This window comes from bacterium, assembly GCA_035454885.1.
Lineage (GTDB): Bacteria > UBA10199 > UBA10199 > JACPAL01.
Genome location: DATIGE010000004.1, coordinates 46,359 through 60,610, shown reverse-complemented (window position 1 = coordinate 60,610; position 14,252 = coordinate 46,359). Strand labels below are relative to the sequence as shown.

Below are 14,252 nucleotides of genomic sequence, written 5' to 3'. Positions count from 1 at the left end.
CCCCCCTTACGAGACGGTTGTTCCGATATTCTCCCCACAGACGACCTTTTTCAGATTCCCCTTCTTGAACAGATCGAACACGACGATGGGCAGCTGATTGTCCATGCAGAGCGAGATGGCGGTCGCGTCCATCACGCGCAGGTTCTTCTTGAGCACGTCCAGATACGTCAGCTTCGAGAATTTTTTCGCCTTCTTGTCCTTGAACGGGTCCGCCGAGTAGACGCCGTCGACCTTCGTGCCTTTCAGGATCACCTCGGCCCGGACCTCCATGGCGCGCAGCGAGGCGGCGGTGTCGGTGGAGAAGTACGGGTTGCCCGTCCCCGCCGCGAAGATCACCACGCGCTTCTTTTCCATGTGCCGGACGGCCCGGCGGCGGATGTAGGGCTCGGCGATCTGCTGCATCTCGATGGCGGTGAGAACCCTCGTGTAGACTTCCATCTTTTCGAGGGCGTCTTGGAGGGCCAGGCTGTTGATGACGGTCCCGAGCATGCCGCTGTAATCGGCGGTCGCGCGGTCCATCCAGGGCACCTGCGAGCCGCGGAAGAGATTGCCGCCGCCCATGACGATGGCGATCTCGATCCCCAGGTCGTGGACCCCTTTGATTTCCCGGCCGAGCTTGCGGACGGCGTCGGGGTCGATTCCGAAATTGCCGGAGCCGGCCATCGCTTCGCCGGAGAGTTTGAGGAGGACGCGTTTGTAATGGGCGGCTGGCATTTAGGCGGCGGCTTCTTCACCCACCTGGAAACGGACCATTTCGACGATTTGGGCCCCGGCGGCCTTTTCCTTGAGAAAGTCGCCGACGGACTTCTTGCCGGTGGTGTCCTTGATGAAGGGCTGATCGGCCAGGCAGACCTCGCTGAAGAAGCGGTTCAACTTGCCTTGCAGGATCTTGTCGACGAGGTTTTCGGGCTTGCCCGCGAGCTCCGGCGACGCCTTGAGGACGTCCTTTTCGCGGTCCAGAACCGCCGCCGGCACCTGCGCGCGGTCCACGAAGCGCGGCGACATGGCGGCAGTGTGCATGGCGATGTCCCGCACGAGGGCCTCATCCGCGGCGCCCTTGACGCGGATCACCGAACCGATCTTGGCCCCGGCGTGGATGTAGGACGCCAGCACCTCGCCGCCCCCCGCCTGCAGGAGGCGGAACCGGCGGACCGCCATGTTCTCCCCAAGCTTGGCGACCAGCTGGTTGACGACGTCTTGAACCGTCCCGTCGCCCAACTTTTGGGCCAGGAGGGCGTTCAGATCGGCCGGCCTGGCCTTGACGATGTGCTCGCCCAGGACATTGATGAAATTTTGGAATTGATCCGTGCGCGCGACGAAATCCGTCTCGCAATTGACTTCCACGATCGCGGCGGCCTTTTTGTCGGGCCCGATGGAAACGCCGACCAAGCCCTCGGATGTGGCCCGGCCGGCCTTCTTGGCCGCCTTGACGACCCCCTCCTTGCGAAGGTGGTCGATGGCCTTCTCCATGTCGCCGCCCACCGAGGCGAGAGCCCTCTTGCAATCCATCATCCCGGCCCCGGTCTTTTCCCGGAGCTCGCGGACCTTCTCGGCGGAAATCTCCGTCATACGGCGCCTTCCTTGGCGATCTCGGAGGCCGCGCGGCCGGCCGTGTACTCCCCGTCCGTCTCCGCCTCATAGGCCTCCGCCTTGGTGACGAAGGCCTTGCCGCGTCCGCCCGCCGCCTCGCGGGTACCCGCGCCGGACTCTGCCGCGATGCGGTCGCGCAGCACGTTCTCGCGCTGGGCCATCCCGTCCAAACAGGCCTGGACGACCTTGGCGGTGAAAAGACGGATGGACTTGATGGCGTCGTCATTGCCCGGCACGAGGTAATCGATGCCCTCGGGATTGCAATTGGTGTCGGCGATCGCAACGACCGGAATCTTCAGCCGGTTGGCCTCCAGGAGGGCGATATCTTCCTTGTGCGGATCGACGATGAAGATGATGGCCGGAAGACGGTTCATGTCCTTGATGCCGCCGAAGGATTTCGTCAGGTTGATGATCTCGCGCTCCACCATGAGCTTTTCCTTCTTGGTCAATCCTTCGAGAGCGTTGTCTTCCTTCTTCTTTTCGAGGTCCTTCAGGCGGTTGATGGAGGTCTGGATGGTCTTGAAGTTGGTGAGCGTCCCGCCCAGCCAGCGATGGCTGACGTAGAACATCTGGGCCTGCTTGGCCGATTCTTCAATAATGGGCTGGGCCTGGCGCTTGGTGCCGACGAAGAGGACGTTGCCGCCCTCGGACACGGTCTTGGCGATGAAGGCGCACGCCTCGCGGCAGAGATCGACCGTCTTCTGAAGATCGATGATGTGGATGCCGTTCCGGGAGCCGAAAATGAACGGCTTCATCCGGGGGTCCCAACGGTGCGTCTGGTGACCGAAGTGGACACCGGCTTCGAGCATTTCTTTGACGGACATTTCGACCATACATTCTCCTTACGGGGGGTATTCGAAAAATTGAGCGTTTTCGGATACATCCATCACCCCGTTTATGCAAGAAAAAACTGTAACCCGGGGGCTCAGGGTCGTGATATTCTTAGACAAAGAACAGCCTACCAGGAGGTGCCCGTATGATACCACAAGCCTTGGAAGAGTATCTCAATAAATCCAATGTCTGGTACGAGGTCCGGCACCACCCCCCGACGATGACTGCCGAACAGTTGGCCCAGAGGGAGAACGTGGACGGCCACAAGGTCGCCAAGGTGGTCGTCATGCGCGAGGACGGGGCCTATTACATGATGGTCCTGCCCGCCTCCTACTTCATCGACATCCGGGAGGCGCGGAGGCTCACCGGCCACCCGAACCTGCACTTCGCCAGCGAATCCGAGCTGCAGCAGGCCTTCCAGGATTGCGAATTGGGCGCCATGCCGCCGATGGGCCGTCTCTACAACATGCCGGTCTACTCCGAGACGGACCTCTCGGACGACGACGAGATCGAGTTCAACGCCGGCACCCACGAGGACGCGGTCCGGATGAAGTACGCGGACTGGGAGAAGATGGCCGAGCCGCAGAAGGCACATTTCGCTCGAAATTGGCGAGAATATCTGGCTTAATGGGTCCCTAACCCAGGGGGATCCATGAAAATCTTTGGCCTCGCCTTCCTAAGCATTTGCCTGCTCGTCCCTGCAAGGCTTCGAGCGCTGGATTACACCGTCGACGTAACGACCGATGAAGCCGGCGCCGGATTTCAGGTCTGCAGCGGGGCGGCCAATGATTGCAGTCTGCGGGGTGCCGTCATCAAGGCGAACGGCGATGCCGCCCAGGACAGGATCATCCTTCCCGCGGGGACCTACTCATTGACTCTGGATCGGGCCGCCGAGACGCAAAATCAGGGCTCCGTGGTCGGGACGGAGGGTGATCTTGACGTCACCGAATCCTTGATCATCGAGGGGGCGGGCGCGGACGTGACGACGATCCAGGGGGCCTTCACCAACAATCCCACCAAGGAGGCCAACCTCATCACGGCCAATGGCAACGGAGCTCTGGCCATTTCCGGCGTTAAACTCACGGGAGGCGCGGGCGAAAACGGAGGGGCGATCCGGGCGTTCGCCGTCCCGCTCACCATCACCGACTGCGACATTACGGGAAACAGGGCGACCAACGACGGAGGCGGCATCTCGGCCGACAACGCCGCCGGCGACACGATCACGATCAACGGCTCGACCATCTCCAACAACACCGCGTCCGGGACAAGAGGCGGAGGATTGTTTTTTGAAACCGCGAGCGCCTTCATCACCAACAGCACCTTTTCCGGCAACACCGTCACCGCAGGCGGCGGGAATGGGAATGAAGGGGGAGGCGGCATCGACGCCTTCACGGGGTCGATGACGATCATCAATTCGACGATCGCGGGTAACACAGTGACCACAGCCGGCAGCCTCGGCGGAGGAATCCGGAGCGCCATCAACGGGGGAGGCTTTTCCTTCACCATCAAGAACAGTATTCTGGCCGACAACGTTGTCGCCGGCGCCGCCCAAAACTGCGGTCTCGCCGCGGGCTCCAACCCGGTCGTCTCCCTCGGCCACAGCTTAAGCAACGACTCGACCTGTACAACGACATTCTTGACCAACGGTTCGGATCAAAACGACGTGGCCGGAACAATCATCGATGCAACCCTTCAGAACAACGGCGGTCCGACGCCCACTCATAAGCTGCCGGGAGGCAGTGTCGCCATCGACTTCGTCCCCGCGGCCGACTGCACCGACGCCGCGGCCGCCGCCCTCACGGAGGACCAGCGCGGCTCGGGACGTCCCGAGGACGGGGACGGCGACGGCACGGCGGATTGCGACGCGGGCGCCGTCGAGATCGAGGCCGCCGGCGGGACCACGGGCGGCACGACCGGGGGCACCACGGGAGGGACGACGGGCGGCACCACCGGAGGAACGACGGGTGGTGGCGGTGACGGCGGCGGCTGCAGCTTGATCCGTTAGCTTCAACTCGAGATTTCGATCGAGGGCATGAAAGGCCCGGCCCCTTGGGGGACCGGGCCTTTTTTTTGGCGCCTCTGCGAACGTCAGCGATGGTTGGCGCGCGTCGCCGAGCCGTGGACCGTGGTCCCGTGGGCCGCCGTCCGCGTGGGGCCGCTCTCCCCGACGAGGGCGCGGGCACGCTGCTCCAGGTCCGCCCTCTCTCCGGCCGACGTCCCGCTGAGACGGGTGCCGGTCTCCGGCATGTTGACGACGTCGCCGCTTCGAACGGCCTGTCTCCAGGCGGTGGTTCCGGGTCTGGGTGTGATGTCCATGTATCCTCCTTGTTATTGTTTCCCGTTGGTTGTCGTTCCTATTCTTCTTCCGGCGGCGGCAGATCCGCGCCCAGGCTGTACGTGCTCTGAATTTGCTGAAGTCCCCTTCCGGCTTGGGCCATCTTTTCAATGTGGCGGTTCTCCTCGGCCGTCCTCGAGAGGATAAAGAGCAAGATGAATGCCAAATGTAAGTTATTGTAATTACATTGATTATAAGAATTACTTAACAGGTTGAGAGATAATTATGCGCTCACAATCTCTCACTATGGGCTATACTCGGCGCATGTGGCGGGTTGAGAGTCGTCTCGAATCGGGAGGGGTTGGGGATATTTACATCGCCCGGACCCCGGCCGGTGAGCGGGTCGCGCTGAAGGTCCTTCGTTCTTCCGCGTCTCTCTCAGCGTCCGTCTTTGAAAAGGAGGTCCTCCTCCTCTCCAAGCTCCGCCATCCCCACATCGTCTCGATCCTCGGCTGTTCCCCCCAGAGCGACATGGTCTTCGGCAAGGACAGCGGCCCCTGTTATTGGATGGAATATGTCGACGGATCGGATCTCCTGTCCGCCTCGCGCGAGGCAAATCCGGAGACCGTCTTTCGTTGGCTCGTCCAAGGCCTCGAAGCCCTCGAATATCTTCATCGGCAAGGCGTCCTGCATGGGGACCTCTCGCCTCGCAACCTCCTGATCGACCGGGACGGACGTTTGAAATTACTCGACTTCGGACTCGCCGCGATCATGGGGAAAGATGCCTCCGCGATCGAGGCGGCCACGGTCCCCTATCTCGCCCCTGAGAGGCTGGGAGGGATTCAGGGTCCGGCCTCCGACCTCTTCGCCTTGGGCACGGTTTTCTATGAAGCCCTGGCCCGGCGTCATCCGCGGGCGGGGGCCGCCGGACTTCACGAAATGATGTCGGCCGACGCGCCCTCCCTCGTGGAAACCGCGCCCACCTTGGAGGCCTCCCACTCCGTCGTCTGCCGCGTGATCGACGGTCTGATCCAAAACGACCTCTCCCGGCGCTTCTCCCGCGCGGAAGAGGCCTTGAGCGCCCTCCGGGGCGGAACGTCGCCGAAACCCTCGCGTCCCGCGGAATTTCACTCCCTGACCTTTTGGGGCGCCTCCCCCCGCCTGGAGCGCGTCGCGGAGGCCCTGAAAAACATCAAAGACAAATCCCAGCTCTTCGCCCTTCACGGGTCCACGGGGACGGGGAAAAAGAGGTTTCTGAGGGAGGTCGCCTTTCAAGCCGCGCTCGCGGGAATTCCCGTCTTCGAGCGGCGCGACGGGAATTTCCGCGTCTTGAGCGAGAAGGGGCCGGACGGGGTCTATTTTTTCCGCTCCCTGGAGACCCTCTCCCTCACCGAACTCTCCCGGCTCTTGAGTCTCAGACGAAGCGGCCTTCCCGCGCAGGGCCGCGTGGCGGTCTTGGAATGGAACGACGATTTCGCCGACGCCGAGCGGCGCCAGTTTCTCGCAGGCCTCTCGCGCTGGCCCGAAGTGGCGGATCTACCACTCGCGAACCTGGGCCGCGACGAGGCCTTCCATCTCATCCGCTCGGCCTCAGGCGGTGCCTTTCACTTTTCAGAAGACGTGGCCGGAGATCTGTTCCGCCAAACCGGCGGCAATCCCGGCCTTCTGATCGAGGTCTTGAGCCGTCTCCGCGCCGGCGAGTCGCCGGAAGACGTCGAAAGCGTCCGGTCTTGGAGAGAGATCCTGCTTTGGAAGGTCCTGGCCCTTCCCGAGCCGGAGAAGGCGGCCCTGGCCTTCATCGCCGCCGCGGACAGGCCCGTCGCGACCGAACTCATCCCGCATCCCGAATCCCTCTCCCGCCTGACCGAACGCCAGCTTCTGAGGTTCGATCCCGGGACGGGAACCTACGCGCCGGCCCTCCCCCTGCTGCCGGAGGTCATGGAGGAACTCCTGATCCCCTCCGAGACCTTGGAGATTCATCGCCATTGGCTTCGGATCTTGAAAGGCGTCTCTCCGCAGCGGCTCCATCACGCCTTGGCCGTCAAGGACGCGGCGACCGTTGCCGCCCTCGCCCGGCCCGTGTCGGACCTCTTGTGGACGCAGGAGCGGAAGAAGGAATCGCTGAAACTCGTCGGCCGCGCGATCGACCTCCTGCGCGGCGACGGCAACGCCCAGGTCGAGACCGCACGGCTCTTGAAGGAGAAGATGAGCCTCTTGAACGACCTGGGCCAATATGAAGAGGCGCTCGAGGCCGCCGAGGAGTGGTTCGCACTCGGGCCCGACAACGACCCCCCGTCCTTGAAATCGGTCAAGTATTGGTTCTTCACCGGAATGCTGCATCAGAACTTGAGCCGGGATGACGAGGCCGCCGGGCGCCTCCGCCGCTGTCTCGAGACCGGCGACGAAACGGACGCCGACCAACGCCCCTTTCTCACGCGCGCCCACATGCTCCTGGGGAATTTGGACAAGGCCCTCTCGCTCGCCGAGTCGAAGGGGCGGCGCCGCGCGGAGATCCACCGGCACCTCGCGGAGGCCGATCCGGGGCGCGCGTTCGAACATCTCGACCTGGCCCGTTCGCTCTATGAAGAAGACGGTTTCGAGCAAGGCGTCTTCGCCTGTTTCCTTCAAGAGGGGAACCTGTCCCTGGAGAGCGACCCCGAACGCGCGAAGGCCGCCTACGCGAAAGCGGAGGAGATCGCCCTCCGCCTCGACAACGACGCCCTCCTCGCCCAAGCCTGGCACAACCTCGGCGTCTTGGCCCGGCGGCAAGGCCGTTTGGGCGAGGCCCTGGAGCTTCTGCCGAAGGCCTTCGAGATTTTTGAAATGCTGAGCCTGGAAAAAGAGCGGGAGGAGTGCCGGAAGAACCTGGAACTCGCACGGGCCGCCGTCGGAGAGACACAAGACCTCCCCGCCGCCTTCAAGGCCGGTTCCGTCAAGAGATCAAAACCCAAGGAGAATGTTATGGAAACAAGCCCGCCCCTCCCCTTCGACTGGGAGCCCATCGCCGCGCGCCTGGCCGAGCTCGAACGCGAACTGCTTCGCGAGACCGACATGGACATCGTCCTTCGGAGGCTCATGGATTCGGCGATGGAACTCGCACGCGCGCAGCACGGATTCCTGCTCTTGCGGGCGGACGAGCCGGAGCCGGAGAGCCCGGTCCCCGGTTTCACGGTGGCGGTCGCGCGCAACTTAAACCGCGAATCGCTCAAGAGCTCCGAGCACGTCTTGAGCCTCTCCGTGGTCCACCGCGCGATGGAAACAGGAGAACCCGTGGCCACCGACAACGCCCTGCAAGACCCGCGCTTCCGGGACGCCAAGAGCGTGCACCTGGGCCAACTCAAGTCAATCCTGGCCCTTCCCGTTCCCGGCCCGCAGGGGATCCTGGGCGTGTTTTACCTGGACCATCCCCTAAAGGACGGCCTCTTCCAGGGAGACGTCCTCCGCTCTTTGAAACTCTTCGCGGGGCTCGCGGCGATCGCGCTCCAAAAAGGACGATTGATCGAGGAGCTGAAGGACAAGAACGAAAACCTGTCGACCCGGGTGGACGAACAGGCGAGCCAGATGGAGCGGCTGGCTCAGGAGGTGAAGGAGACGCGCCTCAAGCTCAAGAACGAGTACGGCGACGTCGTCGGCCGCTCGCCGAGAATGCTGGACGTGCTGACCTTGGTCGACAAGGTCACCGACACGAAGATCCCCGTCTGGATCTTCGGCGAAACGGGCACGGGCAAGGAGTCCATCGCCCGGGCCCTTCATTTCAACAGTTCCCGAAAGAACCAGCCGTTCGTCACCGAGAACTGCAGCGCCCTGCCCGAGTCCCTCTTGGAGAGCGAGCTCTTCGGCCACAAGAAAGGGGCCTTCACTCACGCGACCGCCGACAAGAAGGGGCTTCTTCACTACGCCGACAAGGGGACGATCTTTTTGGACGAGATCGCCGACATGAGCGTCAACCTCCAGGCCAAACTCCTGCGATTTCTGCAGGAAGGCGAGATTCGCCCGCTGGGCTCGCATCAGGTAATCAAGGTGGACGTGCGCGTCGTGTCGGCGTCCAACAAGGATTTGCGAAAACTCGTCGCGGAAGGAACATTCCGAGAAGACCTTTTCTTCCGTCTGAACGGAATCACCGTGAAACTGCCCCCGCTCCGCGAACGTTTCGAGGACCTGCCCTTGCTCGCGGAGCACTTCCTCAAAGGCAAAGCCAAACTGAAACCGGACGTCCTGAAACTCCTGATGTCCTATCCTTGGCCCGGCAACGTGCGCGAGCTGCAACAGACCCTGGAAACGGCCCTGATCTTTGCCGAGGATGGAATGATCACGAGGAAGTCCCTCGAATTCAAGGACGCCCTGTTCACGGGTGCGCCGCCGCCGAAACTGGCGCCGGTCGCCTCGCCGTCAACAGCCGCCGGGACTTCCAAAACCGAAATGACGCCGGACTTGGAGAGGATCCTGCGCGCGATCCGCGACCAGTGCTACCACAAGGGCAAGGCCGCGGAGGCCTTGGGGATGTCGCGGCGGCATCTCTATACGAAACTGGAGGGCTACGGGATTCCGGCCGATTCCCGAAAACTCAAGGACTTCATAGAGAAAAATCTGGGGTGACGGTCGGGTTGACGTAGGGGACGAGGCCCGGAGGGGTGAGGATCTCGGGGGACTCCACGCCGGTCCGAGAGGGCCCCAGATCAAGCATAAGCATCAATGGAAACGTCCCGAGATGTTCGTACCGTCCACCGCTCACGACTGTGTCACCCATGACGTAGGTCTGGCGGGAGGCGTCCGACAGGTCGGCGCAGGCCGCGCTGAAGTCCGCCGTCGGGATGACGACCGAGGGTCCCGGCAGGACGAGGAAGAGATGGGCCTGTCCCCCCTCGCCCAGGTTGAGTCCCGTGAAGGCGGCATTGCGCCCGTCGGGCCGGACCGGCCCGGTCATCGTATCGCAAGACCGGAAACGCCGGACGCCCGCCGCATCCGAATACTCATGAATGAGACGGATCTGGAGGCCGGGCTCCGGGTTCGCCGCCACGGTCCCGTCGGCCAGATCGGTCACGAGTTTTTTCACCAGGAGGGGCAGCTCGAGGCGGCCGCCGAAGAGCAAGAGGGAGACGCCTCCCACAGGGACCGGCTGAGAAAATCCCGGACCGTAAAAGGCGGTGTAAGCGATCAGCCCCTCGCCCACCCTTTCGCTGTCGACCCTCGGCCCCAGGACATTCGGACCCGCTTCGGCAACCGGACCCGCCACGGCGGCATCCGGAGGAGGCGTGGCCGGATCGCTCCGAACGATCTCCTCGGCCCCTCCCGAGGGGGCCGGTGACGTATTCGCGAGACAACCCGAGATCGCCAGCGCCAGAAGGGTCGAAAAAAGAGGGGAAAATCGGGGCTTCACAAGGCCTCCGGTCTCGCCGGGCGCTGAGGGGCATAACGGACCAGGCAGGCGATCGGATCGTTTCCGCAATAGGCTTCGTAATGACCCAGCAAGCGCGGCGCAAACTCGTACCACTGCTCGTGATCCCCTGCCTGGAGTTGACGATACAGCCTCCGATCCGGGTCCCAGGGATAGTAGGGCGCGGGGTGGGTCTCGACGTCCTTGCGCCGACATGCCTCATAACCCTCTCTGTCCAAAGTCTCCCGGCACACGGTACGCGCCCCGGAGATAATGGATTCCAACTTCATAAAATCATCGAGCGTCAGCGGGGTACGGTCGTTCGCAGTGGGCAGGATATTTTGGTCGCGGAGGCAGCCGGACGGTCTAGACTCCTGACAAAGACTTCGGTAGGGCGCGACGCTCGCGTAGCCGCCGAAATTGGGGTCCCGGCGCGCGCACTCTGCGGGTGACAACCAGCGGCATTGCTCCGCGTAATCAAAGATCATGTCGATCCTGGAATCCTCGGCCGGGGGTGGAGTCGGAACGATCTCACTGGGACAAGGCCGGACCCGGCCGAAGAGTTCGCGGCAGTACGTGTCGGACCCGAGCGTGCACCGGGAGAGGCCGCTTCCACCGGGGATCGGCCGGCACTGTTCGGCGGGGTCGCCCGTCACGCGGCAGACGTTCGTGGGATAGATCGTGTCATGCTCGGTGTCGCAAGTGGCGGGCGCCGCGCAGGTGCCGCACTCAAAGGTGGCCCCGCAACCGTCGTCGACCGTACCGCAATCCTGATCGGCACACGCGATCTCGGCGGAGACGGGCGTGCAGGCGGGGACCACGGGAGGCGGCGGTAGCGTTGGAGCCGTGTCGTGTCCGACCTCGTCAATCACATCGGGTTCAGAGGGGGGAGGCGTCTCGACATCGATGCCCGTGACTCCGGTGGGAGTGGTCGGCGCGATCACTGGATCTTCGCCGGTGCCGGAATCCGCGGGACCGGGGGCCGCGACCTCTTGCGAGACCCGATCCATGCTGCGAGAGGACTCTCGGCGGACCCGAACCTCCTGCGCTCCGTCGTTCGGGTTTTCGCACCCGGCCGCGAGAAGGCCCAAAACCAAGCCCAGCAGGATCGCCTTGAATGACATTTGTTTCATGATGAACCCCCTCAAGGGAATAAGCAAGGGGTGTGCCATGCTTAGTGGAGAAAACTCCCATACTTAAGTATATGATATTGTTCTATATTTATGATCTGGCGCATTGAGACTCCACTTTCAGGGTTGAGAGAAAAACGCACATAGTGACCTCCGAATCTCACAACATGAGAGATGCCTTCGAAGTCTACTGCGCCAGACAGGTCGGGAACTCGGCCGTGCAGGCGTCCCAGTGTTGTACGGGGGCGACGATCTCCCGATTGTCGTAGGTCACCGCCGTCAACGTGCATTGGACCGTCGCCCATATGAGGTCGTCGTGGATCTTGAAGCCGTCCACCGCCGTCTGCACCGCGTATGAAGAGGGATCGGGTTGGGTGATGGTCACGTTCCGCACGGACGTCGGCAAGGGAAAGCTTCTTCCGTCATGGTCGTATCTCTGAACACGGCCCACCACCGCGGGATTGACGCCCGGACCGTCCGTCGTGCAGCTGTAGCGGACGTTCTTGACGTGCTTTCCCCGCCACGAGATCTTGAAGGCGGCCGAGGCGTTCCCATCGATCTTCATGACGATCCGGAATTTCCGGTCAAACACACCGCCGTCGTTCGCCGGACACCGGTTGAAGGTCGAGTAGTAGCTGTGCCCGATATTGCCTTCGCCAATGACGACCAGGCTGGGTATCCCGGAGATCCCGGAGTCGCCGACCGGGGCGCGTCCGCGGCAATACTGATCCGCCGTCCCCGGCAACAACTCGAAGCTCGCCCCATACGGCGCATGCTCGCTGAGCGCGGTCTCCCGCCCGTTCTCGCCACGCACCGTAAAGGCGTAATTCGTACATTCGTAGGAACGTTTCAGGCGTCGTGTGAGAATGGCGCGGCCGTGATCAACCATGCCGGCCGTGACCGGCACGCCGACGTTGTTGGTGCTCGAACAGGCGGCGTCCGTCTCGGTCAGCTTCACCTCATGGACCCAGGGGACCGAGTGGGACGAGACGAACTCGAAGCCCCCGTCCGGACGCTGCCTTTGAATCTCGCAAGTCCGGTAGGCCTCGCCGCGGAGCTCGAACTCTCCGCGGGCGTCGCACGAGCGACTCCAGTCGTCTTCTCCCACCGTGCAGACCTCCCCGTTCGCGCCGCGGAAGGCCATCTTCTTCAAGACCGCCTGGGGCTCCCCGCATTGCACCTTGTAGGTCTCCCGCGCGACGTTGCCCCCGCCGATTCCCGGCGCCAGGGCGGTCACCGTCATCTCGTTTTCTAGGGCACAGCGTTGTGCAACGGATCCGGAGGCCGAGATCGCGCGGGACGGCGTCCCGACGGGGCGGCACCCCATGACCACGGGGGCCGCGGCGGCGTTGGCGTAGGAGAATGAGACGGAGATTTCCGGCGACGTCTCGCTGACGTCGATCCTCACATTGGTCAACGAGGCCACCGGCGCGGCGATGTCCACCCCGTCCGTCCTTAAAGTGCCATCCTCACCGACGGTGACCAAGAAGGACGAGGAGACCCGCTGCGAGAGGCGGAAATAGAAGTCAAAGGCGTCCCGATCACGGGGAAGATCGATCCGGCAATTGACGGGCGCCGGCGTTCCGTCCTCCGCCGCGGCGGTGAAACCTTCGCAGTTGCCCGCCGCCTCGTCGCAAGCGTGGCCGACGAAATCGCGATACGAATCGTAATTCCGGCTCCCGGGATTGAGCGGGCCTCCGGAGGGGTCGATGGCCAGGAGACGCTCGCAGTTGCCGTCGGGGGCGAAGGGTCCGTAGACATAGGCCTCACGCAAGGCGCCCCCGCCCTGAATGCGTCCGGAAAGGCGCGCGGCGCCGAATTGGACCGGGTTCGCGACGAGAGAACCTTCCAGTGAAACTTCAAAGGTCGCAGGCGCCGGGGTTGCGGCCGGCGGCGGCGTCGCAACCGGAGCCGTTTCCCCCTCAGGGACCGTTGGGGACGCGGGCGCCCGCGGCTCGATGACGGTATCGTCCTCAGGCCTTTCCGCCGCCTCGGTATTCCCGTCGGCCTCGATGGCGTCCGCCACTTGAATGCCCCCCAGGGTCTTGAAGTCCTCGCCGCAGCCGACGACCACGTCGATCATCCCGGCGGGGGTCACGGGCATCTGAAAGGAAAGGATCGAACCGGAAAGGGAGGCCTCCACCGGAATCCGCCGTCCATCCTGCTTTCCGACAAAAAAGGTGCACTCGGTCAGGTCGGCGGCTTGGTCCCCATCGATCGAACAGGAAACGGCTTGTCCGGCCCTCACCGGAGAGGGTTCGCAGAACGAGGTCGCGTCCGTCGGTCCTTGATCCTTCGTCCCGCCGCAACCGGCGAAGGCGCTCAGGGAAACGACGAGTCCGGCAAAGAAAATCCTTTTCATGGTGAACCCCCTGCAGTGGAAAAAGCAAAAGGGATGCCACGAAAAGGTGATTGATCTTATTTATGATTTTTGCGGCGGTCGTCAGGGATCTTACAAGCTGTGAGGCCGTTCACATCGCAAGATGAGAGACGGACGTCTTAGCCGGCCGTGACCGGGATCTTCCTCGATTCCTCCTTCGCCTTCTCAGACTTGGGAAGCGTCACGGTCAGGACCCCGTTCTTGAACGTTGCGGCCACCTTGGCCGCGTCGATCTCGGCCGGGATCTCGATCTCCCGGTAGAACGCCCCGTAGGTCCGCTCTTTGCGGAAATAGTTCTTCCCCTCTTCTTCAGTCTCCGCCCTCTTCTCGCCCTTGAGCGAGAGGACGTTTTCGTTGAGGGCAAGCTCGATGTCCTTTTCCTCCAAACCGGGCAGATCGGCCGTGACCGTCACTTCCTTGTCGGTCTCGGCCACGTCCAGACGCGCGTTGAAGGCGGGAACGCCCTCGGGCATCACGTCCAGGTCGCGGAAGAAGTCATCGAAGATGCGGTCGAACCCCCAGCGTGTGGGCGTGCTTCGCCCGCCGAGGCGGGGGATCAGGCTGAGATAAGTCATAAAAACCTCCTCTTACTTTTGGATCTTTTCGTTCGTCCTTCGACAGAAAGGTAAGCAGGGTTGGGGGGGTGTCAAGGGGCGGGAAAAGGAAGCGGAT

The 14,252-nt window shown here is 63.0% G+C and carries 12 protein-coding genes; 3 read left to right on the top strand and 9 right to left on the bottom strand.

The annotated features are described in order from the left end of the window. Nucleotides 1–6: 6 nt before the first annotated feature. From pyrH to rpsB, 3 genes are read right to left on the bottom strand one after another with little or no spacing between them, the layout of a single operon-like run. Complete coding sequence (gene pyrH / locus VLJ37_00865) at nucleotides 7–714, bottom strand: UMP kinase (GenBank protein ID HSA58220.1); 708 nt, start codon at nucleotides 712–714, stop codon at nucleotides 7–9. Further along, the gene (gene tsf / locus VLJ37_00860; GenBank protein ID HSA58219.1) at nucleotides 715–1,569 is read right to left on the bottom strand and encodes a translation elongation factor Ts; all 855 of its coding nucleotides are present in this window, start codon (nucleotides 1,567–1,569) and stop codon (nucleotides 715–717) included. It lies immediately after the preceding gene. Then, on the bottom strand, nucleotides 1,566–2,414 hold the full coding sequence (rpsB, locus tag VLJ37_00855; GenBank protein HSA58218.1) for a 30S ribosomal protein S2: 849 nt from the start codon (nucleotides 2,412–2,414) through the stop codon (nucleotides 1,566–1,568). The genes tsf and rpsB overlap by 4 nt, the downstream gene beginning before the upstream one ends. A 152-nt stretch (nucleotides 2,415–2,566) precedes the next feature. Here rpsB and VLJ37_00850 point away from each other — a divergent pair, with 152 nt between their 5' ends. Together VLJ37_00850 and VLJ37_00845 are read left to right on the top strand one after the other, a co-directional pair. After that, nucleotides 2,567–3,049, top strand: a complete 483-nt coding sequence (locus VLJ37_00850; protein HSA58217.1) for a YbaK/EbsC family protein — start codon at nucleotides 2,567–2,569, stop codon at nucleotides 3,047–3,049. A 24-nt stretch (nucleotides 3,050–3,073) separates the two neighbouring features. Then, nucleotides 3,074–4,426 (top strand): choice-of-anchor Q domain-containing protein, encoded by a 1,353-nt coding sequence (locus VLJ37_00845; GenBank protein ID HSA58216.1) that lies wholly within the window; start codon nucleotides 3,074–3,076, stop codon nucleotides 4,424–4,426. Nucleotides 4,427–4,509: 83 nt separating this feature from the next. Here VLJ37_00845 and VLJ37_00840 read toward each other — a convergent pair whose 3' ends face one another. Next, nucleotides 4,510–4,737 (bottom strand): hypothetical protein, encoded by a 228-nt coding sequence (locus tag VLJ37_00840; protein HSA58215.1) that lies wholly within the window; start codon nucleotides 4,735–4,737, stop codon nucleotides 4,510–4,512. A 38-nt stretch (nucleotides 4,738–4,775) separates the two neighbouring features. Continuing rightward, nucleotides 4,776–4,922 carry a hypothetical protein gene (locus VLJ37_00835; protein HSA58214.1) on the bottom strand — a complete coding sequence of 49 codons (147 nt, stop codon included), beginning with the start codon at nucleotides 4,920–4,922 and terminating at the stop codon, nucleotides 4,776–4,778. An 80-nt stretch (nucleotides 4,923–5,002) separates the two neighbouring features. Between VLJ37_00835 and VLJ37_00830 the strand changes: the two genes are divergently transcribed. Continuing rightward, complete coding sequence (locus tag VLJ37_00830; protein HSA58213.1) at nucleotides 5,003–9,292, top strand: sigma 54-interacting transcriptional regulator; 4,290 nt, start codon at nucleotides 5,003–5,005, stop codon at nucleotides 9,290–9,292. Here VLJ37_00830 and VLJ37_00825 read toward each other — a convergent pair. The 4 genes from VLJ37_00825 to VLJ37_00810 form a co-directional block, all read right to left on the bottom strand. Next, a complete protein-coding gene (locus VLJ37_00825; GenBank protein HSA58212.1) occupies nucleotides 9,270–10,073 on the bottom strand; it encodes a hypothetical protein in 804 nt (267 codons plus the stop codon). The two genes, VLJ37_00830 and VLJ37_00825, sit on opposite strands and share 23 nt — an antisense overlap. After that, a complete protein-coding gene (locus VLJ37_00820) occupies nucleotides 10,070–11,203 on the bottom strand; it encodes a hypothetical protein (protein HSA58211.1) in 1,134 nt (377 codons plus the stop codon). Before VLJ37_00820 ends, VLJ37_00825 begins: the two co-directional genes overlap by 4 nt. A gap of 184 nt (nucleotides 11,204–11,387) precedes the next feature. Beyond that, nucleotides 11,388–13,562, bottom strand: a complete 2,175-nt coding sequence (locus tag VLJ37_00815; protein ID HSA58210.1) for a hypothetical protein — start codon at nucleotides 13,560–13,562, stop codon at nucleotides 11,388–11,390. Between the two features lie 137 nt (nucleotides 13,563–13,699). Then, on the bottom strand, nucleotides 13,700–14,155 hold the full coding sequence (locus VLJ37_00810; protein HSA58209.1) for an Hsp20/alpha crystallin family protein: 456 nt from the start codon (nucleotides 14,153–14,155) through the stop codon (nucleotides 13,700–13,702). Between the last annotated feature and the right edge of the window lie 97 nt (nucleotides 14,156–14,252).

Excerpts from the sequence above, each read along its gene's own strand:
- pyrH (HSA58220.1), bottom strand. The coding sequence starts at position 714 with ATGCCAGCCGCCCATTACAAACGCGTCCTCCTCAAACTCTCCGGCGAA.
- tsf (HSA58219.1), bottom strand. The coding sequence starts at position 1,569 with ATGACGGAGATTTCCGCCGAGAAGGTCCGCGAGCTCCGGGAAAAGACC.
- rpsB (HSA58218.1), bottom strand. The coding sequence starts at position 2,414 with ATGTCCGTCAAAGAAATGCTCGAAGCCGGTGTCCACTTCGGTCACCAG.
- VLJ37_00850 (HSA58217.1), top strand. The coding sequence starts at position 2,567 with ATGATACCACAAGCCTTGGAAGAGTATCTCAATAAATCCAATGTCTGG.
- VLJ37_00845 (HSA58216.1), top strand. The coding sequence starts at position 3,074 with ATGAAAATCTTTGGCCTCGCCTTCCTAAGCATTTGCCTGCTCGTCCCT.
- VLJ37_00840 (HSA58215.1), bottom strand. The coding sequence starts at position 4,737 with ATGGACATCACACCCAGACCCGGAACCACCGCCTGGAGACAGGCCGTT.
- VLJ37_00830 (HSA58213.1), top strand. The coding sequence starts at position 5,003 with ATGGGCTATACTCGGCGCATGTGGCGGGTTGAGAGTCGTCTCGAATCG.
- VLJ37_00820 (HSA58211.1), bottom strand. The coding sequence starts at position 11,203 with ATGAAACAAATGTCATTCAAGGCGATCCTGCTGGGCTTGGTTTTGGGC.
- VLJ37_00815 (HSA58210.1), bottom strand. The coding sequence starts at position 13,562 with ATGAAAAGGATTTTCTTTGCCGGACTCGTCGTTTCCCTGAGCGCCTTC.
- VLJ37_00810 (HSA58209.1), bottom strand. The coding sequence starts at position 14,155 with ATGACTTATCTCAGCCTGATCCCCCGCCTCGGCGGGCGAAGCACGCCC.